General features: G+C 36.5%; 25 protein-coding genes. 15 read left to right on the forward strand and 10 right to left on the reverse strand.

The genetic code is table 11. The features are described from left to right. Nucleotides 1-94: 94 nt before the first annotated feature. Nucleotides 95-334: a DUF1289 domain-containing protein gene (locus DK861_RS12705; RefSeq protein ID WP_109400346.1), complete on the forward strand. Its 240-nt coding sequence runs from the start codon at nucleotides 95-97 to the stop codon at nucleotides 332-334. A 450-nt stretch (nucleotides 335-784) separates the two neighbouring features. Further along, nucleotides 785-1,213, forward strand: coding sequence for a transcriptional regulator SlyA (gene slyA / locus DK861_RS12710; protein ID WP_006537035.1), 429 nt, complete (start codon nucleotides 785-787; stop codon nucleotides 1,211-1,213). Nucleotides 1,214-1,518: 305 nt separating this feature from the next. Here slyA and DK861_RS12715 read toward each other — a convergent pair whose 3' ends face one another. Beyond that, nucleotides 1,519-1,986 (reverse strand): glycine zipper 2TM domain-containing protein, encoded by a 468-nt coding sequence (locus DK861_RS12715; RefSeq protein ID WP_109400347.1) that lies wholly within the window; start codon nucleotides 1,984-1,986, stop codon nucleotides 1,519-1,521. Between the two features lie 222 nt (nucleotides 1,987-2,208). Between DK861_RS12715 and anmK the strand changes: the two genes are divergently transcribed. The 4 genes from anmK to pdxY all read left to right on the forward strand — a co-directional run bounded on the left by anmK (nucleotide 2,209) and on the right by pdxY (nucleotide 6,418). Next, nucleotides 2,209-3,321 (forward strand): anhydro-N-acetylmuramic acid kinase, encoded by a 1,113-nt coding sequence (anmK, locus tag DK861_RS12720; RefSeq protein WP_109400348.1) that lies wholly within the window; start codon nucleotides 2,209-2,211, stop codon nucleotides 3,319-3,321. A 43-nt stretch (nucleotides 3,322-3,364) separates the two neighbouring features. Next, a complete protein-coding gene (pdxH, locus tag DK861_RS12725; protein ID WP_072062542.1) occupies nucleotides 3,365-4,018 on the forward strand; it encodes a pyridoxamine 5'-phosphate oxidase in 654 nt (217 codons plus the stop codon). A gap of 132 nt (nucleotides 4,019-4,150) precedes the next feature. Then, complete coding sequence (gene tyrS, locus DK861_RS12730) at nucleotides 4,151-5,425, forward strand: tyrosine--tRNA ligase (protein ID WP_072062541.1); 1,275 nt, start codon at nucleotides 4,151-4,153, stop codon at nucleotides 5,423-5,425. A gap of 123 nt (nucleotides 5,426-5,548) precedes the next feature. Further along, nucleotides 5,549-6,418 (forward strand): pyridoxal kinase PdxY, encoded by an 870-nt coding sequence (gene pdxY / locus DK861_RS12735; RefSeq protein ID WP_072062540.1) that lies wholly within the window; start codon nucleotides 5,549-5,551, stop codon nucleotides 6,416-6,418. 90 nt (nucleotides 6,419-6,508) lie between these two features. Here pdxY and gstA read toward each other — a convergent pair whose 3' ends face one another. The 8 genes from gstA to pspF all read right to left on the reverse strand — a co-directional run bounded on the left by gstA (nucleotide 6,509) and on the right by pspF (nucleotide 15,361). Continuing rightward, on the reverse strand, nucleotides 6,509-7,120 hold the full coding sequence (gstA, locus tag DK861_RS12740; RefSeq protein WP_006537028.1) for a glutathione transferase GstA: 612 nt from the start codon (nucleotides 7,118-7,120) through the stop codon (nucleotides 6,509-6,511). A 624-nt stretch (nucleotides 7,121-7,744) separates the two neighbouring features. After that, nucleotides 7,745-8,533, reverse strand: coding sequence for an enoyl-ACP reductase FabI (gene fabI, locus DK861_RS12745; RefSeq protein ID WP_006537026.1), 789 nt, complete (start codon nucleotides 8,531-8,533; stop codon nucleotides 7,745-7,747). A 207-nt stretch (nucleotides 8,534-8,740) separates the two neighbouring features. Further along, entirely contained in the window at nucleotides 8,741-9,550 is an 810-nt protein-coding gene (gene sapF, locus DK861_RS12750) for a putrescine export ABC transporter ATP-binding protein SapF (RefSeq protein WP_006537025.1), read from the reverse strand. Next, on the reverse strand, nucleotides 9,540-10,541 hold the full coding sequence (gene sapD / locus DK861_RS12755) for a putrescine export ABC transporter ATP-binding protein SapD (RefSeq protein ID WP_109400349.1): 1,002 nt from the start codon (nucleotides 10,539-10,541) through the stop codon (nucleotides 9,540-9,542). Before sapD ends, sapF begins: the two co-directional genes overlap by 11 nt. Continuing rightward, nucleotides 10,541-11,434: a putrescine export ABC transporter permease SapC gene (sapC, locus tag DK861_RS12760; RefSeq protein WP_072062538.1), complete on the reverse strand. Its 894-nt coding sequence runs from the start codon at nucleotides 11,432-11,434 to the stop codon at nucleotides 10,541-10,543. Before sapC ends, sapD begins: the two co-directional genes overlap by 1 nt. After that, nucleotides 11,421-12,386 (reverse strand): putrescine export ABC transporter permease SapB, encoded by a 966-nt coding sequence (sapB, locus tag DK861_RS12765; RefSeq protein ID WP_072062537.1) that lies wholly within the window; start codon nucleotides 12,384-12,386, stop codon nucleotides 11,421-11,423. The genes sapC and sapB overlap by 14 nt, the downstream gene beginning before the upstream one ends. Nucleotides 12,387-12,389: 3 nt before the next feature. After that, the gene (sapA, locus tag DK861_RS12770; protein ID WP_109400350.1) at nucleotides 12,390-14,075 is read right to left on the reverse strand and encodes an ABC transporter substrate-binding protein SapA; all 1,686 of its coding nucleotides are present in this window, start codon (nucleotides 14,073-14,075) and stop codon (nucleotides 12,390-12,392) included. A 290-nt stretch (nucleotides 14,076-14,365) separates the two neighbouring features. Next, nucleotides 14,366-15,361, reverse strand: a complete 996-nt coding sequence (gene pspF / locus DK861_RS12775; RefSeq protein WP_109400351.1) for a phage shock protein operon transcriptional activator — start codon at nucleotides 15,359-15,361, stop codon at nucleotides 14,366-14,368. A 214-nt stretch (nucleotides 15,362-15,575) separates the two neighbouring features. On the opposite strand from pspF, the gene pspA reads away from it, so the two are divergent. The 8 genes from pspA (at nucleotide 15,576) to tyrR (ending at nucleotide 22,324) form a co-directional block, all read left to right on the forward strand. Continuing rightward, the gene (gene pspA / locus DK861_RS12780) at nucleotides 15,576-16,244 is read left to right on the forward strand and encodes a phage shock protein PspA (RefSeq protein WP_072062534.1); all 669 of its coding nucleotides are present in this window, start codon (nucleotides 15,576-15,578) and stop codon (nucleotides 16,242-16,244) included. 36 nt (nucleotides 16,245-16,280) lie between these two features. Beyond that, the gene (gene pspB / locus DK861_RS12785; RefSeq protein ID WP_006537012.1) at nucleotides 16,281-16,511 is read left to right on the forward strand and encodes an envelope stress response membrane protein PspB; all 231 of its coding nucleotides are present in this window, start codon (nucleotides 16,281-16,283) and stop codon (nucleotides 16,509-16,511) included. After that, nucleotides 16,511-16,867 (forward strand): envelope stress response membrane protein PspC, encoded by a 357-nt coding sequence (gene pspC, locus DK861_RS12790; protein WP_072062533.1) that lies wholly within the window; start codon nucleotides 16,511-16,513, stop codon nucleotides 16,865-16,867. The genes pspB and pspC overlap by 1 nt, the downstream gene beginning before the upstream one ends. A 119-nt stretch (nucleotides 16,868-16,986) precedes the next feature. Next, on the forward strand, nucleotides 16,987-17,241 hold the full coding sequence (locus DK861_RS12795) for a peptide permease (RefSeq protein WP_157955972.1): 255 nt from the start codon (nucleotides 16,987-16,989) through the stop codon (nucleotides 17,239-17,241). Next, nucleotides 17,222-18,616 (forward strand): YcjX family protein, encoded by a 1,395-nt coding sequence (locus DK861_RS12800; protein ID WP_109400352.1) that lies wholly within the window; start codon nucleotides 17,222-17,224, stop codon nucleotides 18,614-18,616. The genes DK861_RS12795 and DK861_RS12800 overlap by 20 nt, the downstream gene beginning before the upstream one ends. Then, complete coding sequence (locus DK861_RS12805) at nucleotides 18,613-19,656, forward strand: YcjF family protein (protein WP_109400353.1); 1,044 nt, start codon at nucleotides 18,613-18,615, stop codon at nucleotides 19,654-19,656. The genes DK861_RS12800 and DK861_RS12805 overlap by 4 nt, the downstream gene beginning before the upstream one ends. 529 nt (nucleotides 19,657-20,185) lie before the next feature. Next, nucleotides 20,186-20,605, forward strand: coding sequence for a hypothetical protein (locus DK861_RS12810; protein ID WP_109400354.1), 420 nt, complete (start codon nucleotides 20,186-20,188; stop codon nucleotides 20,603-20,605). Between the two features lie 153 nt (nucleotides 20,606-20,758). Continuing rightward, nucleotides 20,759-22,324: a transcriptional regulator TyrR gene (gene tyrR, locus DK861_RS12815; protein WP_109400355.1), complete on the forward strand. Its 1,566-nt coding sequence runs from the start codon at nucleotides 20,759-20,761 to the stop codon at nucleotides 22,322-22,324. 69 nt (nucleotides 22,325-22,393) lie between these two features. Here tyrR and tpx read toward each other — a convergent pair whose 3' ends face one another. Continuing rightward, nucleotides 22,394-22,897 (reverse strand): thiol peroxidase, encoded by a 504-nt coding sequence (tpx, locus tag DK861_RS12820; RefSeq protein ID WP_006537004.1) that lies wholly within the window; start codon nucleotides 22,895-22,897, stop codon nucleotides 22,394-22,396. A 223-nt stretch (nucleotides 22,898-23,120) separates the two neighbouring features. Between tpx and DK861_RS12825 the strand changes: the two genes are divergently transcribed. Further along, on the forward strand, nucleotides 23,121-24,740 hold the full coding sequence (locus tag DK861_RS12825; RefSeq protein ID WP_109400356.1) for a peptide ABC transporter substrate-binding protein: 1,620 nt from the start codon (nucleotides 23,121-23,123) through the stop codon (nucleotides 24,738-24,740). The last annotated feature ends 25 nt before the right edge of the window (nucleotides 24,741-24,765 follow it).

The raw sequence follows: 24,765 nt of genomic DNA on the forward strand, positions 1-24,765 counted from the left end.
ACTACGCTTTTAACAGTTCAATAAATCATGTTGTGCAGATAATATCTCTATTAACTATACTCTATTGTAACAAACAATAGGGAGGGAAAATCAAATGCAGGAACAATTAGAATTTTTTGATATTCCTAGTCCTTGTATTGGGCGTTGTGAAATGAATATGCAAGGATATTGTGTTGGCTGCTATCGTAGCCGTCAAGAGCGGTTTAATTGGTCAACAATGAATCAACAAGAGAAAAGAAATGTATTACGGCTTTGTCAGCAACGTTATTTAAGATCATTAAAGAAATTGGGTTCTACAATTGAAAAAGAAAATAAACAACTCAATTTATTTTAAATATTCTACTTATTTTTTAATATTAAAATAATAATTAACTATCTTTTTAATTCATTATTGTTATTTATTGTAGTTATGATGTTTATTATTTTTTCTTTATTAATGTAAGGTTGATATTTTAAATTGTTACCATGCTGTATTGTTTTTAATTGATTGATTATAAGTGTGTTTTTTTTGCTTCTGCTATTGTCTGTAAAATAATAATTATTATTATGTAAAAAAATATAGATTAGTTTTTATAACAAGGTTATTCTTTATGAACTTTCATGGCTAGAAAGAAATGGTTTAATTATGTCTGGAAAATAATTACTTATCTAATAAATGGGATTATAACTATATTAGTTATTAAAGGTAATGTTTTAATTAAAAAGAATAGGTAAATATCGTATTAAAAATGAATATCTAAACTTTGTAATAAGTTGACTGAAAATGCTAATTAAGGAGAGATAAGTGGAATCAACATTAGGAGCTGATTTAGCGCGTTTAGTTCGATTATGGCGTGCTTTAATTGATCATCGTCTCAAACCATTAAAATTAACTCAAACCCATTGGATTACTTTGTACAATATCAGCCAATTACCTCCAGAGCAGTCACAAATCCAATTGGCAAAAGCGATAGGAATCGAACAGCCGTCTTTAGTGAGAACCTTAGATCAACTGGAAGAGAAAAAACTGATATGTCGGCATACATGTGCAAATGATCGTAGAGCAAAACGTATAAAATTAACAAAAGAATCTGAACCTTTTATTAATGAGGTTTATGCTGTTATAGAAAAAACGAGACGAGAAATATTAGGTGGTATTCAACTAGAGGAAATAGAAAGACTAATAAGTACAATCCAAAAACTAGAAAAAAATATAAATAGGTTAAATGACTAATAATTTCAAATTTAATATATATTCTAATTAAATAATATTAATTATATGATGATAACAATACTCTCAATAATCCAATGTTCAGCTAGATAACAAGTGAATGAGTCACTAGGGACATATAGAATATGCAATTGGTGCGAGTAAACGATATCAATAATATTGAAAATTGACGAGTATATAACAAAAATCATTATATATTCCTAATTATAATAACTAGATTATATATTTTGCTCTCTCTTTAGATTAATTATTATTGGGTCATAAAATAAAACAGGCAACATTAAAGTTGCCTGTTTTTTTGTTACTAATTAGCGAGGAGAAACAGTTAAGTTATTTCCATTACCGATAACTGCAACACGTTGACCTTGACTATACACAGTGTTATCTGCTTTTTGAACGATAGCGACAGTTCTACCACTATCTAAACGAACTTCAATTTGAACACCCTTAGTCATATTTAAAGCACCTTGTGCTTGTTGTCCTGCCATACCACCTGCAATTGCACCAGCGGCTGTTGCAAGGTTACGACCTGTTCCTCCGCCAACAGTGTTACCTAACATACCGCCGAGAACGGCACCACCGATAGCGCCTAAAATATTTTCATCGCTACCCGCTTGAATATTGACTGAACGTACAGAAACCACTGTACCATAAGTAATATTTTGAGCTTGTTTGGCTTGACTTGCAGTATAAGTGTCACCTGATAGTGAACTTGTATTCACACAACCAGTAAGTACAGTCATTGTGAAAAGGCCAATAAGTAAATGCTTAAACATAGTCACTCCTAAAGAAAACCTGAGGTAAATTGCTCAGATTATACCAATGTTGTCTATTATCAGTTATAGCTTGTTTTTTGCGTATGTCGAGACTGATTTTAATAATATATAGCTTACTATATAGTAAAAGCCGATAGTAAAAACAGAAGAGATTTCTGAAAAAAAGAGAATATAACATTATATGTTAAAAATTTGCATCATCTTGATTATAAGGAAAAGAACATGATAGCAGGGCGGTACATTGGTGTGATGTCTGGCACAAGCTTAGATGGTGTTGATGTTGTATTAGCTGCAATCAATAATAAGTTCGTTGCACAACAAGAAAATCACTTTCTGCCTTATCCTCAGAATCTACGCCAACGAATTTTAGCTGTTTGCCAAGGGCAATCGACTACCTTGCATGAAATCGGTCTATTAGATGCTCAATTAGGTGAACTTTATGCGCAAGCAATCATAGAATTACTCTCAAAAGCAAAACTTAGCGCGAGTGATATTACGGCAATAGGGTGTCATGGACAAACTGTTTGGCATGAGCCAGAAAGTGATATGCCATTTACTATGCAAATTGGTGACAACAACCGTGTTGCTACACTAACAGGAATTACGACGGTCGGTGATTTTCGCCGCAGAGATATTGCTTACGGTGGACAAGGGGCGCCTTTAGTGCCTGCTTTTCATCTTGCCGTATTAGGACATCCTGTTGAAAAACGTATTATTTTAAACATTGGTGGCATCGCCAATATCTCATTGTTATTACCCGGTATTGCCGTTAAAGGCTACGATACAGGACCAGGAAATATGCTATTAGATAGCTGGAATTGGATCCATAACCAAACACCCTATGATGATAATGGCAAATGGGCTGTGACTGGTACTGTAAACCCAACTTTATTGAAAGATATGCTTTCGGATCCTTATTTTTCGCGTTCAGCACCTAAAAGTACAGGGCGAGAATATTTCAATACACAATGGTTAAATTACCATTTAGCAAGAGTACCTAATGTTTTTCCTGAAGATGTACAAGCAACACTAGTGGAATTAACCGCGATAAGTATTGTGCAACAGATACAATTAAACGGTGGATGTGAACGTTTACTCGTTTGTGGTGGTGGGGCGCGAAATGGGCAAATTATGCATCGATTAGCTTCACTATTACCCGGTACAGAAGTCGCAACAACGGATAAATATGGTTTAAGTGGCGATGATATGGAGGCACTGGCATTTGCTTGGTTAGCCGCGCGCACTATTGCAAATGAATCAGGGAATTTACCTTCTGTAACAGGGGCATCGAGAGAAACTGTTTTAGGGGCGATTTACCCTACAAATCCTCGTTAAGCGTGATATGCTGAATGCAGTTTCTCAAAAGAGAGAGTGAAAAATGACAGATCTTGATTTTATTGATGTTGCTGATTTACGCCGTGAATATATGAAAGGTGGATTACGACGTCATGAATTAACTGAACAGCCATTGGTATTGTTTGAGAAATGGCTAAAACAAGCTTGTGAAGCGCGTTTAAGCGATCCTACGGCTATGTGTGTTGCAACTGTTGATGAAAATGGACAACCTTACCAGCGTATCGTGTTATTAAAGCACTTTGACGAACATGGCTTAGTTTTTTACACCAACTTGGGCAGTCGCAAAGCGAGCCATTTAGAGCACAATCAACGCGTTAGTTTATTATTCCCTTGGTATCCATTAGAAAGACAAGTTTGTTTTTTAGGGAAAGCCGAAAAACTGTCTCCTATTGAAGTTATTAAATATTTCCATAGTCGCCCTAAAGATAGTCAAATTGCAGCGTGGGCTTCTCGACAGTCTTCTCGCATTTCTGCAAGAGGCGTGTTAGAAAGTAAGTTTCTAGAATTAAAGCAGAAATTTCAAAATGGGGAAGTGCCATTACCGAGTTTCTGGGGGGGATATCGTGTGACATTTGATTCTGTTGAATTTTGGCAAGGAAGAGAAAATCGGCTACACGATCGCTTTATCTATCAGAAATCACCACAAGGATGGGACATTGAGCGATTAGCACCTTAATAGAGTGTTAATAAATTTGCCTCAAAAAGTCTTTTTCTACTGGTACTTAATGTAGTGGCGCTTTATGCTATACCACTCGTGTTTCACTTATATTTTAAATAGACAAAAAACAATAAACCGATGGAGTCATTGATGTCTAGCAAGAACCTAATCACACAATTGCAGGAGCGTGGGCTAATTGCTCAGGTTACGGATGAGGCAGCTTTAGTCGAGCGTTTGGAGCAAGGTCCTATCGCTCTCTATTGTGGCTTCGATCCTACCGCTGATAGCCTGCATTTGGGGCATTTGGTTCCTTTGCTGTGTTTAAAACGATTCCAACTAGCCGGGCATAAGCCTGTGGCGTTGGTGGGTGGTGCAACGGGTCTGATTGGTGATCCTAGTTTTAAAGCCACCGAGCGCAAACTGAATACCCAAGATACTGTTCACGAATGGGTAGAAAAAATTCGTAAACAAGTGTCACCTTTCTTAGATTTCGACAGTGGTGAAAACAGTGCGGAATTAGCAAACAACTATGACTGGTTTGGTCAAATGGATGTGCTGACATTCCTGCGTGATATCGGTAAACACTTCTCTGTGAACCAAATGATCAACAAAGAAGCGGTTAAACAGCGTTTAAACCGTGACGATGTGGGTATCTCTTTTACTGAATTCGCCTATAACCTATTACAAGCTTATGACTTCGCGTCATTAAATACGCATTTAGGTGTTGAATTACAAATCGGTGGCTCTGATCAGTGGGGTAATATCACTTCAGGTATCGATTTAACCCGTCGTTTCAATCAGAAACAAGTATTTGGTATGACTGTACCATTAATTACTAAATCTGACGGAACTAAATTCGGTAAGACAGAAGGCGGTGCGGTTTGGTTAGATCCTAAGAAAACAAGCCCATACAAATTCTATCAGTTCTGGATCAATACAGCAGATGCTGATGTTTATCGCTTCTTAAAATTCTTTACCTTTATGAGCATTGAAGAAATTAATGCACTTGAAGAAGAAGATAAAAATAGTGGTCAAGCGCCTCGTGCTCAACGTGTATTAGCAGAACTTGTTACAGGTTTAGTTCATGGTGAAGACGGTTTAATCGCCGCTAAACGTATTACAGAAAGCTTATTCTCTGGTGCAATTGCAGACTTAACACAAGCTGATCTTGAACAATTAGCACAAGATGGTATGCCAACAATTGAGTTAGAAAAAGGCAGTGATTTGCAACAAGCGCTGGTTAACGCAGAATTAGTTCCTTCTCGCGGTCAGGCTCGTACAATGATTGGCTCTAACGCAGTTTCAATTAATGGCGAAAAACAAGACAATCCTGAATACATCTTTGAAGAAAAAGATTTCTTATTTGGTCATTATTCTATTTTACGTCGCGGTAAAAAACACTACTGCCTTGTTATCTGGAAATAATTGACAAGTAAAGGGCAGCCGGTGAGTTGCCCTTTTTCTTAATAACAATAAATAAATGTATATACCTCGCCTATGATAATAAAGCTTGGGTGTTGTGTGTATTCACAATAATCGGTTTATGTCATGAAAAATATACTCTCTATTCAGTCTCATGTTGTTTTCGGTCACGCGGGTAACAGTGCTTCTGAGTTTCCAATGCGTCGCATGGGTGTAAACGTTTGGCCTTTAAACACAGTGCAATTTTCAAATCACACTCAATATCCAGAAAAATGGACTGGTTGTGTTATGTCAGCAGAACACATTACTGAGATCGTTGATGGTATTGCCGCAATCGGCAAGCTCTCACAATGTGATGCTGTACTAAGTGGTTATTTGGGATCGGCTGAACAAGGTTTGCGCATTGTTGATATCGTTAAAAAAGTAAAACAAGCCAATCCTAACGCATGGTATTTCTGTGATCCTGTGATGGGGCATCCTGAGAAAGGCTGTATTGTTCCTCCTGCTGTTTCAGGCGTGCTGTGTGAAGATGCATTACCTATTAGCGATATCATTGCTCCTAATTTATTAGAGCTTGAAACATTAAGTGGTGGTAAAGCACTTCACAACGTTGATGAATGCCTAAATGCTGCCCGTGAATTGTGTAAACAAGGCCCTAAAATTGTATTAGTAAAACACTTATCACGTGCTGGATATCGTCATGATCGTTTTGAAATGCTGTTAGTAACCGCAGAACATAGTTGGCATGTTAGTCGCCCATTAGTTGATTTTGGTGAGCGTCAACCAGTAGGTGTCGGTGATTTAACTAGTGGTTTAATGCTGGTGGATTTACTCAAAGGTATTGAATTACAAACCGCATTAGAGCACGTTGCCTCAGCAGTTTATGAAGTGATGCTAAAAACAAAAGAGATGAATGAATACGAACTACAACTCGTTGCAGCTCAAGATCAAATGGTGCATCCAACACACCGATTCTGCGCAACACAGCTAGATTAAATCAATCAACTTTTAACAGAAGAAAAAGCGGATATTAATGTGATATCCGCTTTTTAATTGTGTTTAGATTATTTTTTATTGAGTTTTAATTTACTCTTTAATTAACCCTTCAGTGACTAGTGCACTATGTACATTAGGTCGTTGTGCAATACGTTTTAGGTAGTTTTGTAGGTGTGTTAAATCAGTTAAATCTAAACCAACATGCGGTGCCCATTGGCTTAATGTAAATAAATAGGCATCAATAACCGTAAAATGCTCACCACATGCACATTTTTGTTTGCTCAATACATCATTAATATAGGCGAATTTGCTTTTTAATTTAGTTTTAACAATAGGTACATAGCTTTCAGGTGTATCTGGTGAAAATAGAGGGCCATAGCCTTTATGCACTTCACTAGCAAGAAAGTTTAACCATTCAATTTGATGATAGCGTTCTAGTGATTTTGGCGATGCAATTAAATTTCTATCAGGTTTTAAGTCAGCAAGGTATTGAACAATTGCAACACCTTCAGTCAAAATATCACCATTATCTAATTGAAGAACAGGAACTTGGCCTTTGGGATTGATGGTTAGAAAATCTTTCCCCGATTCTGTTTTTTTAGCACGTAAGTCGATTCGTTCTATTGAGAAATCTAAACCAGTTTCACGTAAAACGATATGAGGGGAAAGCGAGCAACTACCAGGCGTGTAGTACAATTTCATATTGAATAGCTCCCTATCAATGAGGTGGTGAATTAACTTACAGATATTAGAATATCTTCACTAAGATAAGATGATAAGTGGTTCTAAGAAATTAGCAAACTCAAATGGTGCGAATAAAAAAGGCTTTTGTAAATTTGTGAACAAAACGATTAATTGATGAAAACACTCGAAAGTAAATGTGCCTTATATTTATAACATATAAGGCGTATTTTATTATGATCCTTCAAAAGAAGATAAAAATGAAATATCAAGGTAATAAATTTTCGTTTTTTTTGTCAACACCGTTTCTTACAAAACTTAATTCAGACTTAATAAAAAATAAAGCCACAATAAAAATAATTACACCAATAAGGGAAAAAATATAAAACAGAAATCTAAATTTCTTCATACATTAAATTCTTTTATTAATATGTGATTATTTTATCGCTAATATAAAGAAAGGATTATAAGAATAAACTAAAAAAGTGAAATTTATCTAACGAGCAATGATATTTAAAATAAAAGAAAAAAGTCAGGTATCAGATAAAAATTTGATAGTTAATAGAATTAAGAGTTAAAACAGTAGAGACAATATAAAAACCAGCCTTAATAGTAAGGCTGGCTTCTATTATTTATATAACAGGATTATTTTAGTTCTAATTCATTCATTGCGGCGATGCTGAAACCACCATCTACATGAACGATTTCACCTGTAATACCACCAGATAAGTCTGAGCATAGGAATGCTGCTGTATTACCAACATCTTCGGTTGTTACAGTACGACGCAGGGGCGTTACTGACTCGCAATGGCTTAACATTTTACGGAAATCTTTGATACCAGATGCCGCTAATGTACGGATTGGACCAGCAGAAATACCGTTAACACGAATACCTTCAGGACCCATAGCATTTGCCATATAACGAACGTTAGCTTCTAAAGAAGCTTTCGCTAGACCCATAACATTATAGTTAGGGATTGCACGTTCAGCGCCTAAATAAGTTAGAGTTAATAGAGCTGAATTCGGATTTAGCATTTCACGGCTTGCTTTCGCCATAGCAACGAAGCTGTATGCACTGATGTCGTGAGCAATTTTAAAGCCTTCACGAGTTACTGCATTAACGTAGTCGCCATCTAATTGGTCAGCAGGAGCAAAACCGATAGAGTGAACAAAGCCATCATACTTTGGCCAAACTTTTGCAAGTTCTGCGTACATAGTATCGATGCTTTCATCTTTTGACACATCACACTCTAATACGATATTTGAGTCTAATGATGCTGCAAACTCTTCAACGCGTGGTTTCAGTTTTTCATTTTGGTAAGTAAATGCAAGTTCTGCACCTTGGTCACGCATAGCTTTGGCAATACCATAAGCAATTGATAATTTACTAGCAACACCAGTAATAAGAATGCGTTTGCCGGTCATAAAGCCCATAGCTGTATCCTTGTTTTTTCGTAAATCGCGATAATAACATCATTCACAGTTTTATTTATCTGTTAGGTTATCACGCTTATTGTTAATAAACGTGGCTGATTCTACCACGACATTTGTAAATTTGTTTAATTTCCCTAGCACCTCCGAGGAGTTAAGGGAAAAGGGTGAAATAATGTGCAATCAACATTATGCTTATATTGTTTACACTTAAGTCAAATCTTGGCGCCAAGCTTCTGCTGTTAAGGCTTCACCAAAGTGACTTGCTACCAATCTTCGAGTGACTTCATGTAATGGTGATGCAAGGACTTCTGCTGTATTACCACGTTCAACAACTTCGCCATTATCCATCACAATGACTTTATCGCTAATATGTTTTGTCATGCCTAAGTTTTGTGTCACATAAATGTAGGCAATATCATGAGTTTCTTGCAGTTCTAACATCAAATTTATAATTTGTGAACGTAAAGACATATCTAGCGAAGCTATTGCCTCATCGGCAATAATGACTTGAGGTTGTAATATCAATGCTCGTGCAAGTGCAATTCGTTGGCGCTGACCTGATGCAAACATATGAGGATAATAATTTGCATGTTCAGGTAAAAGACCCACTTGACGTAATGTTTGATAAATTCGTTTCTCACGCTCAATAGCGCTTAATTCCGTATTTAGGCGTAAAGGTATCTCTAATGTTTGACCGATACGTTGGCGCGGGTTTAATGAGTTAGTGGGATCTTGAAATATCATTCTAATCCGCTGGCTACGATAAGGATAATCACCAAAAGTCAGTTGATGCCCATTAATAAAAATATCACCACCTGTAGGCTCAGTTACTCCTGATAACATTCTCGCTAGTGTAGATTTCCCTGAACCATTAGCGCCAATAATAGCTAAAGTTTGCTTGGGTTCTAGCGTAAAACTTACCGGTTTTACGGCTTCTAACTGCTGACGTCGAAATAATCCAGTACGATAGCGAAAAGTTTTTGATAAATTTTTTACCTCAAGCAGTTTATCGAACATCAGTTGGCTCCACATTTAACGGAAAATGACAAGCCACGGCATGGTTTTTAAATAAACGTAACCGAGGTGCTTCAATACATTGTCGCTGCGCATAAGGGCAACGAGGCCCTAGCCGACAACCTACAGGTAAATGCTCAAGAGAGGGAATTGCGCCCGGTAATGTATTTAAACGGCTTTTATGGGCTAATGAGTTGGTAAAATCGGGAATAGAGCGGATCAAAGCTTGAGTATAAGGATGATAAGGTGTGACTAATAACTCGTCAGGAGATGCTGTTTCGACAGTTTGGCCACAATACATAACCGTAATTTTATTCGCTAATTTACTCATCCATTGCAAATCATGACTAATCAACAAAATGGTCATATTGTTGTTTTGATTGAGTCGAGTCAGCAAACGAAAGATTTGGGTTTGTGTTGCTGGCTCCATAGCGTTAGTAGGTTCATCCGCAATCAGTAATCGAGGCTGATTTGCAATAGCAATAGCAATCATCACTTTTTGGCATTCACCTTCAGTCAATTCATATGGGTAACTGCGCATAATGTCTTTATGATCTTTAATACCGACACGGTGTAATAGCTCAATTGCGCGACGTTTCCGCCAATGAAAGCGTTGCCACCAATGGCCTTTAAAAGTCCAGCGAGGAATTGCCTGTATAAGTTGTTGCTCAATTTTTGTAGCAGGATCAAGGCAAGATTGTGGCTCTTGGAAAATCATTGAGATATTATGACCAATGACACGGCGTCGCGCTTTTGGTGATAATTTAAGTAAGTCGATATCATCAAAACGAAAACGATCGGCTGTCACACTGATATTATCTTTTGTTACGCCACAAATCGCTTTTGCAATTAAGCTTTTACCAGATCCCGATTCACCAACAAGGCCTCTTACTTCGCTTTCATTTAAGGTTATAGAAACACGATCTACCGCTTTTACTGGGCCATCTGGTGTTATAAATTCAATGGTTAAATTGCGTATATCTAATAAAGGCATTATTCCACTCCCTCATTTATAGCACGCTGTAAACCATCACCTAAAAGGTTTACCAGTAAAACACTTATCATAATAGTGGCACCCGGAATTAAGACTGTCCAAGGAGCAACATAAATTAACTCTAAAGAATCACCTAGCATTGCTCCCCATTCTGGTGAAGGGAGTTGGGCTCCTAAATTGAGAAAACCTAATGCTGTAATATCAAGAATAGCAATTGAGAAGGCACGTGTTAATTCAGAAACTAGTACAGGCGTAATATTAGGTAGTACGGTGTACCATAAAATAGAGATATTCGATGCGCCATCAAGACGAGAAGCAATAACATACTCTTTGTTTAATTCATCATTAACAGCAGAGTAAATCATTCTGACTAAACGAGGTAATAGTGCCAGCCAAATTGCTATCATTGCGTGACCAAGACTTGTTCCTACAAAAGCCACAACAATAATAGCAAGTAGTAAGGATGGAATTGATAACAGTGTGTCTAATATATGATTGAGAACGGCGGATTTTAAGCCGTGGGTCATACCTGCAAAACAGCCGATAATTAATCCCATTAATGTCGCTGCAAAAGTGACAATAAATGCACCACCAAAGGTCATGCTTGTACCAATTAAAATTCGGCTAAATACATCACGCCCTAAATCATCGGTACCAAAGAAATAGGAGACATTGCCGTTTTGATACCAAGATGGGGGAGTTAGTTGATGGCCAAAAAATTGTTGGTCGAGTGCATAAGGCGCAATATGAGGCCCTATGATACTGAGTACTAAGAGAAAAAGAACGCCATAAAACCCTACCATTGAGATAACGTCTTTAGAAAAACATTGCCAAATCACCGCGGCGGGTGAAGGTGTTTTTTTCTCTTTATAAAATTGGCTATCTAAAGGCATATCCCACCTTGTGTTTCATTGGGTTACTCATTGCGCCCACAATATCTGATAAAACGTTAACAATAATGACCATTGAACCCACCAACATTACACCAGCTGAAATAGCTGAGTAATCTTGTTGGCGGATTGCTGTAACTAACCAACGACCAAGTCCAGGCCAGTTAAACACTATTTCCGTCACCATAGTTAGTGTCAGCATGGTGGAGAACTGTAAGCCTAATTTAGGAATGATAGGGGGTAAAGCATTATGAAGAATATGGCGACGAATAATTGTAAAACGTGAGAGACCTCGAGTTGCGGCTGCTTTCACGTAGTTCTCTGACATGATTTCTTCAGTACTGTTTCGCATTAATCGAATAACTTCAGTTGTTGGTGCAATAGCCAGAGTTATTACGGGTAAAATCAAATGCTGTAATACGTTAATGATCATTTGTTGGCGATAAGGAGAATCAGATAACCACGCATCAACTAATGCAATGCCTGTAATAGGTTGCAAGTTATAAAGCAAATCAATACGGCCTGAAACAGGTAGCCAGCCTAATTTTAGTGAGAAGAAAAGAGTTAACAGCAGTGCAAGCCCAAATACAGGCACAGAGAAACCTAAGAGCGCGAAATTACTGATAATAATATCGGCGGATTTATTACGCCAAACCCCCGCAATAATGCCAGCTGGAATACCTATAATCAGAGCGAAAAGAAAGGCTAAGGTACAAAGCTCCATGGTCGCGGGAAGTGCTTCTATCAATTGCAATTTGATAGGTTCACCATTGATAGAGGAAATACCAAAATCAAAATGGATCATATTATGGGCGTAAAAAAAGTAGGCATCAGTGAGTGATGCACCACTTAGTGGGGCATTTGGTGTGTAATAACTTAGGCTAAAGCTCACTAGCGACAAAAAGAACAGTGTCACAAGTAATAAAAGTAATCGACGTATTGAATAAATAATCATGGATTATTTTACAGCCTCTTTCTTGTGATTTTGTTCATCTACTTCTGCCTCTCGATAAACACCAGCAAAAGACGCATTGCCAAAAGTACTCAATACCAACCCTTTAATATCATAACGATATGCTTGCATACGTAAAGAGTTTGCTAAAGGCAACACAGGTAACTCTTGAGCAAGTATATCTTGAGCTTGATGATAATAATCCATTCTTGATGCAAGTTGCTGACTATAAAGCGCTTTTTTCAAAATGTCATCAAAGTTAGGTAAACACCAATGACTTAAGTTAGTTTGTGAGCCAATTGCTGCACAACTAAAGAGAGGGCGGAAAAAACTATCAGGATCGTTACTGTCAGTTGACCAACCAGATAAGGTCATATCATGGGTGCGATCCATCATACTCGTTTCTTGATATCGTCCTTCAATAGGACGAATATTCATTTGAATACCCACTTGCGCTAAGTCTGCTTGAATAAGTTCCGCCATTTTTAATGGGCTTGGGTTATAAGATTGTGAGGCGCTAGGTACCCAAAGATTTAATTTCAGCTCATCAAGGCCTAGCTCTTTAAGAATTTGTTTCGATTTTTCAGGATTGTATTCTGTAATTTTGGCTCTGTTATCGTAAGCCCAAGATGCACGAGGAAGCACTGATGCTGCCGTTTCCGCCGTACCATAATAAATAGATTCCATTAAACGTTCGTTATTAATGGCATAAGCAATAGCTTGACGAACTTTAAGATCATTTAGTGGTGGCTTACTGGTGTTAAAGGCTAAATAAGCGATATTCATACCAGAACGCAACGTTAATCTTAGTCGCGGGTCGTCACGCAATACTTTTAATTGGCTAGCCGCAGGATAGGCTAAAACATCACACTCACCTGTTAATAGTTTAGATATGCGACCTGTACCTCCAGCCCCCATATCAATAACAACTTGTTGCATTTTAGGCTGGCCTTTCCAATAGTTTTCATTTCTGAATAAACGAACAAATTGGCCTGGTTGATATTCATCAAGAAAGAAAGGACCCGTACCTACTGGTTTCCAATCAAGTTGAGTCTGGTTGCCCGATTTTTCTAAGCTTTGTGCATATTCAGTGGAAAGAATAGGGGCGTAATGTGTTGCTAAATGCCACAGAAAAGAGGCGTCAGGCTCTTTTAGGCTAAATTCGACTGTGTATTGACCCAATTTTTTAATTGATTGGATATTGTCGGCAAAACTTAAGCTATCAAAATAGGGATATTTTCCACCATTAATTTGATTGAAAGGATTTTTGGGATTAATCATCCTTTCAAAACTAAAAATAACATCATCAGCGGTGAGTTTACGTGTTGGTGTAAACCAAGACGTTTGTTGAAAAGAGATATTTTTACGTAAATAAAAGCGGTATGTTGCGCCGTTATCTAATGTTTCCCATCGAGCTGCGATTTCAGGGATCAGGCGATAAGTGTAAGGGTCAACATCTAAAAGACGGTCATAGAGCTGGGCAGCCAGAGGATCAATAATTAATCCACTACTTGATAACTGTGGATTAAAGGTATTTACACTGCCATCAACACAATAAACAAAACCATTTTGATTAATTGGAGTTGGCTCAAGCGTTATAGATGGTGCTTGTGTTTTTGGTGCTACATCCGCGATACAAGTTGCGCTTGTAAAGGTAAATAGCAAAGTACCAATAAATAAAATAGGGCGCATAAATAATGTCTTTTAGAGAAACGATTTTGCTATTGTAACTTAAAAAACTTTCTATCCCAAAATAGTCAAAAAAACAAAGTGAGAAAAATTCTCAATAAAATGCTTTACAAATGCTAATGATAAAGATTATCATCCGTATTGTCCTTCGGCGGTAAGAGGTTTTCCGCAGAGGGAACGACATTGCTCACATTGCTTCCAGTATTTTTTTACTAGCCAGCTCGGGTGCTGGCTTTTTTTTTGCCTATTGTTTATAGAGTTTTCTTGCAATTAAAAACATCTATATCAATAGATTAAGTTGTTATTTGATGTTTTTTAATTAGCCCTCTAAATTGATCGTAGCTTAATGATAACTTTTCAGCCGCCTCTTTCTGGTTATATAAGCTCTCTTTTAATGCATTATTAACTAATTTTTTTTCCGCCTCATTTTGCCATTGGCGTAAATCCAACGGTAATGTAGGGAGTGAAAAATTTTCTTGAGACGATTTCTTTAATTCGGATTTTTTTGACGTTTGAATACCAGCAAAGGGATCAATAATGATATTGTTGAGTACGCTATCACTAGTTCCATGACGATAAACTGAGCGTTCAACAACATTTTTAAGCTCACGAATATTACCTGGCCATGAATAATCTAAAAGTGCTTGGCGTGCATTATCACTGAAACCAGGAAAAAAAGGTAAACTTAACTCTTGGCACATTGAGATAGCGAAATTTTCAGCAAGTAACATAATATCTGCGCGTCGCTCTCTTAATGGAGGGAGTCTAATTACATCAAAAGCTAATCTATCCAGTAAATCAGCACGAAATTTACCTTCTTCCGCCATTGCTGGTAAATCAGCATTTGTCGCGCAAATCAGCCTAACATCAACATGCAGAGATTGACTACCTCCAACGCGCTCTAAATGACCATACTCAATGACACGTAAAAGCTTTTCTTGTACAAGCATGGGCGCAGTCGCCAGTTCATCAAGAAAAAGAGAACCTCCATCCGCACGTTCAAAACGCCCTTGATGACGATTTTTAGCGCCAGTAAAAGCGCCTGCTTCATGACCAAACAGCTCAGAATCAAGTAAATTATCATTGAGTGCAGAACAGTTGATTGAAATGAAAGGCCCTTGCCACCAAGGTGCAAGGTAGTGTAATCGATGGGCAATCAACTCTTTACCTGTACCTCGTTCACCAATAATTAATACAGGCTTTTTTAATTGAGCAAGTGCTGAAGTTTGTTCTAATACATCAATAAATTGACTATCAACGCCGATTATTGTCTCTAAATTCTCATTCATTGGTTAAATTCACCATATTGAGGTATTTTTTGCCAGTTTATCAGGTGTTCGAAAAACAGGCGAATAATATAAGTCACCTATTATTAATAGCTTAAGTAATTTTTAAAAGTTGGCACGCAAATTGTATTAACTAAAGTATACGGGCGTTACGATAGTACGCCATTATTGAAATAATTTAACGTCACTAATTAGCATAGCTATTAAGGATAACATCATGGGTATATTTTCACGTTTTGCTGACATAATTAATGCCAATATCGCTTCTTTATTAGATAAAGCGGAAGATCCTGAAAAAATGATCCGCCTAATGATCCAAGAGATGGAAGATATGTTAGTTGAGATCCGTACAACTTCAGCACGTACTTTAGCTGAAAAGAAAGGATTAGAGCGCCGTATCGAACAAGCTGAAAAACAGATGAAAGATTGGCAGGATAAAGCAGAATTAGCTCTTATTAAGGAAAAAGAAGATTTAGCTCGTGCAGCATTAATCGAAAAACAACGTGTAGCATCAGTTAATGATACATTGAAACATGAACTGATTATCATTGATGAAACGCTAACTCGCTTAAAAGGTGAAATTAGCGAGTTAGAAAATAAGCTAACTGAAACTCGCGCAAAACAGCAGTCTTTAGTTGTGCGTCATCAAGCTGCAAACTCATCTCGCCAAGTTCGTCGTCAATTAGACAGTGGTAAAATGGATGCAGCAATGGCACGTTTTGAACAGTTTGAACGCCGTATTGATCATATGGAAGGTGAGGCTCAAAGTTACGGGCTAGGTAAAGAAAAATCATTAGACCAACAGTTTGCTGAATTAAAAGCTGATGATGAAATTAGCGCGCAATTAGCGGCATTAAAAGCTAAAATCAATATCAACAAAGAGTAACAGCAAACGTAATAACCATCTTATAAAGGATATGTAATGGGCTATATATTTCTGGGAATACCACTGACCATTTTTATTTTGTTTATTCTCCCTATCTGGCTGTGGTTACATTACAACAGCCAGAAAGGCGGAGGTAATGTTCAGCTAACCCAACAAGAAATGCAGCGACTGAACGCGCTGGTGGATAAGGCTCAGCAAATGCAGGAGCGCATTAAGACGTTAGAACAAATACTTGATGCAGAACATCCTAACTGGAGGCAATCATAATGACGATGCAGAGCAAACAATTGTATCGCTTGCCACAAGAGGGCGTGATCCGTGGCGTATGCGCAGGCCTAGCCCATTATTTTAATATTCCTGTTTTACTTGTCAGGGTTATTGCGGTGATTGCGCTGTTTGCTGGTTTTTTCGGTTTAACTATTATTGCTTATCTTGTCTTAAGTTTCTTTATGGAGCCAGCACCTGCTAATTATCAACAAGGCGAAGATCAGCAAGAGAGCTTAAAAGAAATTTTAAGCGGAGTAGATAACCAATTGATGCAAGGCGAAAAACGTCTGCAACAAATGGAACGCTATATTACCTCTTCCACTTATCAGTTAAATAAACGCTTTCGAGATTTGTGATATTTTTGCCATTTAATCTGATAAGACGCTCCATTTTAGGAGCGTCTTTCTTTCAGCCTATTTATCTTTTTCAACGCTTGTATTGTGAGAGAGTAAAATTTCTGATTGAGGAGTGTATTGTGAATTTCAATCAAGTATTCGTTTCTTTAAAAACAAATAAACTCGCCCAATTAGCTAAAAAAGGGTTAACATTTGGATTAATGTTATTCACTTTATTTGGACCAGCAGCAATCACAGGCGGAATATTAAAACGAGTAAGTAGTAAACCGTTACGTTGGCTGGTTCTATTGATAGCTGAACCTATTATCAAAGCAGGCTTTAATAAGCTATCGCGTCAAGTGTCTTGGGAGAAACATGAAACGCCTACAAAATGAACTTACAGCTTTTATTAATCGTGGTGTTGATAGACATCTTCGTTTGGCCGTAACCGGATTAAGTCGAAGTGGTAAAACAGCATTTATCACCTCTTTAGTTAATCAACTTATTAATGTACATACAGGTGCGCGTTTACCGCTGTTTTCGGCTGCACGAAATAAACAGCTACTAGGTGTAAAACGTATTCCTCAACATAATTTTAATATTCCACGTTTTACTTATGATGAGGGAATGGAATCTCTTTATCATACCCCCCCAAGTTGGCCAGTTCCTACAAAAGGGGTTAGTGAAATTCGTTTACAACTACGTTATCGCTCTAATGAATCGTTAACTCGTTTTATAAAAGAGACATCTTCTCTTTATTTAGAAATTGTTGATTACCCTGGTGAATGGCTATTAGATTTACCTATGCTTGAGCAAGACTATTTTGAATGGTCAGAGCAAATGAATAAGATCAATCGCCAAAGAACGTCACCTGAACAACATTGGCAATTACTCCTTAAAAAATGTGATCCTTTTGCGCCAGCGGATGAAACATTATTAGCTGATATTGCCTCCGCTTACACTGACTATTTATTAGCATGTAAAGAAGAGGGGCTTCATTTTATTCAGCCAGGGCGTTTTGTATTACCCGGTGAATTAGCTGGAGCACCTGTTTTGCAGTTTTTCCCATGGGCTGATTTACAAAAATACGATATTGCCAAATTAAAGAACGCAGATAAACGTACTAATATTGGTATGCTAAAACAGCGCTATGAATATTATGGACAGCATGTTGTAAAAGGTTTTTATCGCGATCATTTCCAAGGATTTGATAGACAAATTGTTTTAGTTGATTGTTTACAACCTTTAAATCAAGGTGCAGATGTTTTTAATGATATGCGCCAAGCATTAACACAATTAATGCGCAGTTTTCATTATGGAAAAAGAACCTTACTTAGACGCTTATTTTCACCTTGTATCGATAAACTTCTATTTGCAGCCACAAAAGCCGACCATATCACGGTTGATCAACATGAAAATTTAGTGTCATTGCTTCAACAGCTTATTCAAGATGCTAAACAAAATGCTATTTTTGAAGGGATCAGCATTGATTGCATGGGACTCGCTTCTATTGCGGCAACTGAAAGCGGAATAGTTGATCATCATGGCGAAAAAATACCAGCCTTAAAAGGTTTTCGCCTAAACGATAACACACCATTGGTGTATTTCCCTGGTGAGGTTCCTAAGCGATTACCTGAAAAAGCATTTTGGGAAAAACAGGGGTTTAGTTTCGAATCTTTTAGACCTCAGCAAATATCAAGAGATAGTGCGATTCCTCATATTCGCATGGATAGTGCAATGGAATTCTTGTTAGGGGATAAATTAAAATGAATGAGCCATTAAAATCGCGAATTGATTTTAAAGAGCCCATACTTCAAGAAGAAGTCACCTTAAAAAAAGGTGTTGGCTTTAATAAAAATGAACAATTTTTGCCTATTGATCCACAATTGGATGAGGAGAATGAAGGGCAATTAGAAGGCGATGTTCAATCAATTTTAAAACCGAAAAAAAGTGTCTGGAAACGTCTATTAACGATCGCGAGTACCATTTTAGGAATTAGTGTTATTGCCCAAACTGGACAATGGATTTTCAACTCATGGATAAATTCTGACTGGATTGCGTTGGGTGCGGCAAGTGCAGGTGGGTTAATTGTTGCTGCTGGCATTGGATCAATTATCACAGAGTGGCGCCGTATTTATCGTTTACGCCAACGCGCTGATGAAAGAGATAAAGCAAAAGAATTACTTTATAGCCATGCAATGGGAAATGGCAGGCCATTTTGTGAAAAACTCGCTAAACAAGCAGGTATTAGCTCACAACATCCGGCATTAATTCGCTGGCAGAGTGCATTACATGACACACATAATGACAAAGAAGTATTAGAACTTTATAGCCAACTTGTTCAACCAATTTTGGATAAACAAGCAAGAGCTGAAATTAGTCGTTCTGCTGCGGAGTCAACTTTAATGATCGCTGTCAGTCCACTGGCAATGGTTGATATGGCCTTTATTGGTTGGCGCAATATTCGTTTAATTAATCGTATTGCCGAAATTTACGGTATCGAGTTAGGTTACTATAGTCGTTTAAAACTATTTCGTCTTGTTTTGGTCAATATTGCATTTGCTGGTGCGACGGAGCTGGTTAGAGAAGTCGGAATGGACTGGCTTTCACAAGATCTTGCAGCACGGTTATCAACTAGAGCCGCTCAAGGTATTGGTGCTGGGTTATTAACTGCACGATTAGGAATAAAGGCAATGGAATTATGCCGTCCTTTACCATGGATTGATGATAATAAACCTAAACTAGGCGATTTTAGAAAAGAGTTAATTGGGAAATTAAAAAATACCATTGGTAATAAAAAGAAAGAGTAAATCATTATTTAACCTTTCTATTCTTTTAAATAAAAACCGTAGAAGTTATTCTGCGGTTATTTTATATAAATATTAACAACGTGTTGTTTATATAAAATAACCCTAACGATAAAGAAAAAGAAATATTGTTATTAAAATAATAAACTGAATGCTATAAATTAATTTTAATTCCTTATTACCAAAGATGTTATTATTTTAAAATGAAACTATCGTGATAAGAAATTTTTAAAATAGTCGATTCTTTAAAGGAATAAGACTGTTATAACTACTTGTATATAAAGATTAATATCTGTTTCTTTAGCGACATATTTATGCTTTTAATCACAGTATTTCTTTTTTGATAGAAAATAGTATTGATTTTAGTGTAATAAATAGCGTTAAATATCACCCCAAGGTAATTGTTATAGTTTTTTTGATATCTTTTAATATGCTTATTTTTTGATTAATTTACTAATCAAAAAATAGTGATGGATTTCATTTGTAAAAAATATAAGAAGTGACTAAATAATATTTATAACAAGGTTAAAAAATGAAAGAAATACAAATATCAGTAATAAAGAAACTCTCTAAACCAAGACGTAAACTTTATCTGAGTTCGGCATTTAATATCTCAAATATTGATAACCAACTCAGCATTTTAATCCCTATTCTTAGTGAGACGATTAGTGAGATTAAAAAGAGACAATATCAAAAGCAATCTAAGCCATTTCGAATAAAAAAGGCATCCCAATTTTTTGAATATTTAGCTGAGTCAGATAAGAAAGAAAGGGCAATAAATGCATTAGAGTTTTTACTTTTTTGTTTTGATAATGGATGTAAAATCATCAAAAAAGTGATTAGTCAAGAATTAAGTCCTTTGGTGAAAGATGTCGAATATCTTATCGATTTTGAATTGAAAAAAATAATAAGAACCCCTTCTTTTTCGTTATTTGATTTTTTTAAGACATAAATAATCAGGGTTAAAAATCAAAAAATTAATTTAATTGTGTAAAAATAAATGCTAGTAGTGTCAACCTTTGCTGACAAGCCTCTTTATTTCGTTGATATTTATGTATAATATCTAGAATTAGTTCAGGGTCACTCAGTATTAAGAAGGTTCATAATGCGTTTAGAGGTCACTTGTAAAGATCGCATCGGGTTAACCCGTGAATTATTAGATCTGCTGGTATTAAAAAATATAGATTTACGTGGAATTGAAATATTCCCAATAGGTCTGATTTACCTGAATTTTTCACAGATTGATTTTGATATTTTTCAGCCGTTAATGGCTGAAATCCGTAGAATAGACGGTGTTATTGATGTACGTACGGTTGCATTTATGCCTTCTGAGCAAGAACATCGTGCAATTTGGACATTATTAGAATCTGTACCAGTACCTGTTTTTTCTATAGATACAAAAGGTAAGGTTAAATTACTAAATCCCGCAACGAGACTACTGTTTGGTTTATCTCCAGATGATAATTCTGAGAAAACCTTTAACCAATTGATCCCAAATTTTAATATCCATCGTTTTTTAGAGCAAAAAGAGCATTTTATTCAGATGGTGCCTATTACGCTGAAAAAACAAGATTTTGAAATGGAAATTGTCCCAATAAAACTCACGGATGATAATCAATATAATCATTGTGTTGGCGCTTTTGTTTTGTTGAAATACCATTCTATTATTTATGATCACCCTAAATTAATGGCTAATGATCAAAGTGGTTTTGACCAAATTATTGCTGTAACACCTAAAATGAAGCAGCTTATTTCTCGCGCAAAGAAAATGGCAATAATGGATGCTCCATTGTTATTAGTGGGGGAAACTGGTACAGGAAAGGATTTATTGGCAAAAGCCTGCCATTTATTAAGTAACCGTTTAAGGTATCCATTTCTTGGCTTAAATTGTGCTTCAATGCCTGATGATGTTGTTGAAAGTGAGTTATTTGGCTATGCTCCGGGTGCTTATCCTAATGCCATTGAAGGGAAAAAGGGCTTTTTTGAGCAAGCCAATGGTGGTACTGTTTTACTAGATGAAATTGGTGAAATGTCGCCACAAATGCAGATCAAACTTCTACGTTTTTTAAATGATGGAACGTTCCGTAGAGTGGGTGAAGAAGACGAAGTTAATGTAAATGTGCGTATTATTTGTGCTACTCAGAAAAATTTGTGGGAATTAGTGCAAAAGGGGTTGTTTAGAGAAGATCTCTATTATCGATTGAATGTATTAACATTAATATTACCGCCATTAAGGGAAAGAAAGGACGATATAATTCCTTTGGCAACTCATTTTATTAATCAGTACTGCCAAGAACAAAAAATAGGTGTACCATCTATTTCTGCTGATTTCTCCAATTATTTAATACAATATTCTTGGCCTGGTAATATTCGCCAATTGCGTAATACTGTTTATCAAGCAATGGCACAGTTAGCTGGAAATACATTGCGTGCTCAAGATATTACGTTACCAGAGCATACGGATGAAGCATTATTTGATGAGAACCTATTAGAAGGTTCGTTGGATGAGATGACAAAACGTTTTGAAGCTTCTATTTTAGCGCGTTTATACCATGATTATCCAAGTACACGTAAGTTAGCTAAACGCTTAGGTATTTCTCATACTGCTATTGCGAATAAACTCAGAGAATATAATCTTACGAATAAAAAGAGTGATAAGCCTGAAGACTAATGGAGTAATAAGATTTTGTGCATAATAAAAAATAGACGAGCATAATACTCGTCTATTTTTTTATCAGTATTATTTCAGTGCTTTTAACGCATCATCATAATTCGGTTCAGTTGTAATTTCATCAACCAGTTGGGTGTAGATAACAGTGTTATTTTCATCTAAAACAATCACTGCTCGGCTTGTTAAGCCAGCTAATGGACCTGATGTAATTGCAACACCGTAGTTTTCTTTGAATTCAGTGCCTCGCATTGTAGATAATGTTACTACATTAGCTAAGCCTTCAGCACCGCAAAAACGTGCTTGAGCAAAAGGTAAATCAGCTGAAATACATAAAACAACAGTGTTATTTAATTCATTCGCAACTTTATTAAATTGGCGAACACTCGCAGCACAAACCCCCGTATCTACACTTGGGAAAATGTTTAAAACTTTACGTTTACCTGCAAAATTCGCTAAAGAAACATCATTAAGATCTTTACCAACAAGAGAGAAATCTGCAGCTTTTTGACCTACTGCTGGGAAATTACCCGCTAGTGTCACTGCATTTCCTTGTAAAGTAACTTGATGTGCCATTGTTGTTCTCCTTTATTAGTTGTCAGACTAACTGTTATTAATACTCATTATTAACGATAATTTTCGTTAATGCTTAACCATAATTAAAATTTGCCACTATTGGCATAGTCACCACCAAAAACATAAAAATTTATAAAATATTTGTAATCAGTGATTGTGCCTTTTTATCAGGCTCTTATAATTGTGCTGTTTATTCTCATACAGATTACAGGACGAAACAGACATGCGCAAAATATTCGTCATCTCATGTGCACTTGTCGTTCAAGGATCAATCATGTCGCAGGTAAATGCGGCAGTAGTCCCCGCAGGAACGATACTCGATAAAAAGCAAGAAGTTGTTCGACATTTAAAAGATGAGCCTGCATCACTTGATCCTATTAATGCAGTAGGATTAACAGAAGCTCAAGTGCAACGTGATTTATTTGAAGGGTTGACGATAGAAGATGAGCATGGACGTCCCATTCCGGGTGTTGCTCAAAGTTGGCGTACAGAAGATAATCGTGTATGGATCTTCACTTTGCGTGATAATGCAAAATGGTCTAATGGCGAAAAAGTAACAGCAACAGATTTTGTTTATAGTTGGCAAAGGTTAGTTGACCCTAAGAATCTTTCACCTTTTGCATGGTATGCATCACTTGCATCTATTGAAAATGCACAAAAGATTATTGATGGAAAATTAAAACCAACATCATTAGGTGTAGAAGCGATAGATGAAAAAACACTAAAAGTGACATTAGAGAGGCCTGTTTCCTATTTTCCAAGTTTGACGACTAATTTTTCACTATATCCAGTGCCTCGTCATAGTATTGAAAAATATGGTTCAGAATGGATTAAAGTTGGTAATTTAGTGGGTAATGGCGCCTTTGTATTAAAAGACAGAGTGATTAATGAAAAGATTGTATTAGCGCCAAATCCTTATTATTGGGATCATAAAAATACAGTATTAACTAAAGTGACTTTTGTTCCTATTAATCATGAATCACATGCGACAAAACGTTATTTAGCAGGTGATATTGATATAACAGAATCATTCCCTAAAAATTTATATCATAAGTTAATGAAAGATATTCCTAATGAGGTTTATATCCCAGATCAATTAGGAACATATTATTATGCTTTTAATACCCAATCGGGGCCAACAAAAGATATTCGTGTACGTAAAGCGTTAGCGATGGCAATAGATAGAAAAATTATCACTGATAAGGTATTAGGTACAGGGGAAAAATCAGCAAACCGTTTTACACCTGATGTCACGGCGGGCTTCACCCCAGAACCCACAATTTATGATGAATACACTCAAGATGAATTAGATAGCCAAGCTAAGATCTTGTTAGCGGCTGCTGGATATGGCCCTCATAATCCATTAACACTCTCATTGCTATACAATAATTCAGAGAATCATCAGAAAATTGCTATTGCTGTTGCTTCTATGTGGAAGAAAAAGTTAGGGGTAAAAGTCCAATTACGTAACCAAGAATGGAAAACATATATTGATAGCCGAAATTCGGGTGATTTTGATGTTATAAGAGCATCTTGGGTTGGTGATTATAATGAACCTTCTACTTTTTTAAGTCTGTTGAACTCTAAACATGCAGGTAATATTTCGAAATATCAAAATGAACAATATGATGAAATATTACTATTCGCAAGTATGACTATCGATTCAAATGAAAGAAATAATTTGTATAACCGAGCAGAGCAAATGATTGCTGAAGATGCGCCAATCGCGCCTATTTATCAATATACGAATGGACGCTTAATAAAACCATGGTTAAAAGGGTATCCCATTGATAACCCAGAAGATGTTGCTTATAGTCATACGTTTTATATTCTTAAACATTAATTTAAAGACTAAATTAGAAGCTTAA

Source organism: Proteus sp. TJ1640 (genome assembly GCF_003144445.1).
GTDB classification, from domain to species: domain Bacteria; phylum Pseudomonadota; class Gammaproteobacteria; order Enterobacterales; family Enterobacteriaceae; genus Proteus; species Proteus penneri.

What these genes read in the sequence shown, in the direction of transcription:
- DK861_RS12825 (WP_109400356.1), top strand. Translation starts at nt 23,121, where the DNA reads ATGCGCAAAATATTCGTCATCTCATGTGCACTTGTCGTTCAAGGATCA.
- sapF (WP_006537025.1), bottom strand. Translation starts at nt 9,550, where the DNA reads ATGTTCGATAAACTGCTTGAGGTAAAAAATTTATCAAAAACTTTTCGC.
- DK861_RS12715 (WP_109400347.1), bottom strand. Translation starts at nt 1,986, where the DNA reads ATGTTTAAGCATTTACTTATTGGCCTTTTCACAATGACTGTACTTACT.
- gstA (WP_006537028.1), bottom strand. Translation starts at nt 7,120, where the DNA reads ATGAAATTGTACTACACGCCTGGTAGTTGCTCGCTTTCCCCTCATATC.
- tyrS (WP_072062541.1), top strand. Translation starts at nt 4,151, where the DNA reads ATGTCTAGCAAGAACCTAATCACACAATTGCAGGAGCGTGGGCTAATT.
- DK861_RS12705 (WP_109400346.1), top strand. Translation starts at nt 95, where the DNA reads ATGCAGGAACAATTAGAATTTTTTGATATTCCTAGTCCTTGTATTGGG.
- DK861_RS12800 (WP_109400352.1), top strand. Translation starts at nt 17,222, where the DNA reads ATGAAACGCCTACAAAATGAACTTACAGCTTTTATTAATCGTGGTGTT.
- sapD (WP_109400349.1), bottom strand. Translation starts at nt 10,541, where the DNA reads ATGCCTTTATTAGATATACGCAATTTAACCATTGAATTTATAACACCA.
- pspA (WP_072062534.1), top strand. Translation starts at nt 15,576, where the DNA reads ATGGGTATATTTTCACGTTTTGCTGACATAATTAATGCCAATATCGCT.
- sapB (WP_072062537.1), bottom strand. Translation starts at nt 12,386, where the DNA reads ATGATTATTTATTCAATACGTCGATTACTTTTATTACTTGTGACACTG.
- pspB (WP_006537012.1), top strand. Translation starts at nt 16,281, where the DNA reads ATGGGCTATATATTTCTGGGAATACCACTGACCATTTTTATTTTGTTT.
- pdxY (WP_072062540.1), top strand. Translation starts at nt 5,549, where the DNA reads ATGAAAAATATACTCTCTATTCAGTCTCATGTTGTTTTCGGTCACGCG.
- fabI (WP_006537026.1), bottom strand. Translation starts at nt 8,533, where the DNA reads ATGGGCTTTATGACCGGCAAACGCATTCTTATTACTGGTGTTGCTAGT.
- DK861_RS12805 (WP_109400353.1), top strand. Translation starts at nt 18,613, where the DNA reads ATGAATGAGCCATTAAAATCGCGAATTGATTTTAAAGAGCCCATACTT.
- pdxH (WP_072062542.1), top strand. Translation starts at nt 3,365, where the DNA reads ATGACAGATCTTGATTTTATTGATGTTGCTGATTTACGCCGTGAATAT.
- anmK (WP_109400348.1), top strand. Translation starts at nt 2,209, where the DNA reads ATGATAGCAGGGCGGTACATTGGTGTGATGTCTGGCACAAGCTTAGAT.
- sapC (WP_072062538.1), bottom strand. Translation starts at nt 11,434, where the DNA reads ATGCCTTTAGATAGCCAATTTTATAAAGAGAAAAAAACACCTTCACCC.
- sapA (WP_109400350.1), bottom strand. Translation starts at nt 14,075, where the DNA reads ATGCGCCCTATTTTATTTATTGGTACTTTGCTATTTACCTTTACAAGC.
- DK861_RS12810 (WP_109400354.1), top strand. Translation starts at nt 20,186, where the DNA reads ATGAAAGAAATACAAATATCAGTAATAAAGAAACTCTCTAAACCAAGA.
- pspF (WP_109400351.1), bottom strand. Translation starts at nt 15,361, where the DNA reads ATGAATGAGAATTTAGAGACAATAATCGGCGTTGATAGTCAATTTATT.
- tpx (WP_006537004.1), bottom strand. Translation starts at nt 22,897, where the DNA reads ATGGCACATCAAGTTACTTTACAAGGAAATGCAGTGACACTAGCGGGT.
- tyrR (WP_109400355.1), top strand. Translation starts at nt 20,759, where the DNA reads ATGCGTTTAGAGGTCACTTGTAAAGATCGCATCGGGTTAACCCGTGAA.
- pspC (WP_072062533.1), top strand. Translation starts at nt 16,511, where the DNA reads ATGACGATGCAGAGCAAACAATTGTATCGCTTGCCACAAGAGGGCGTG.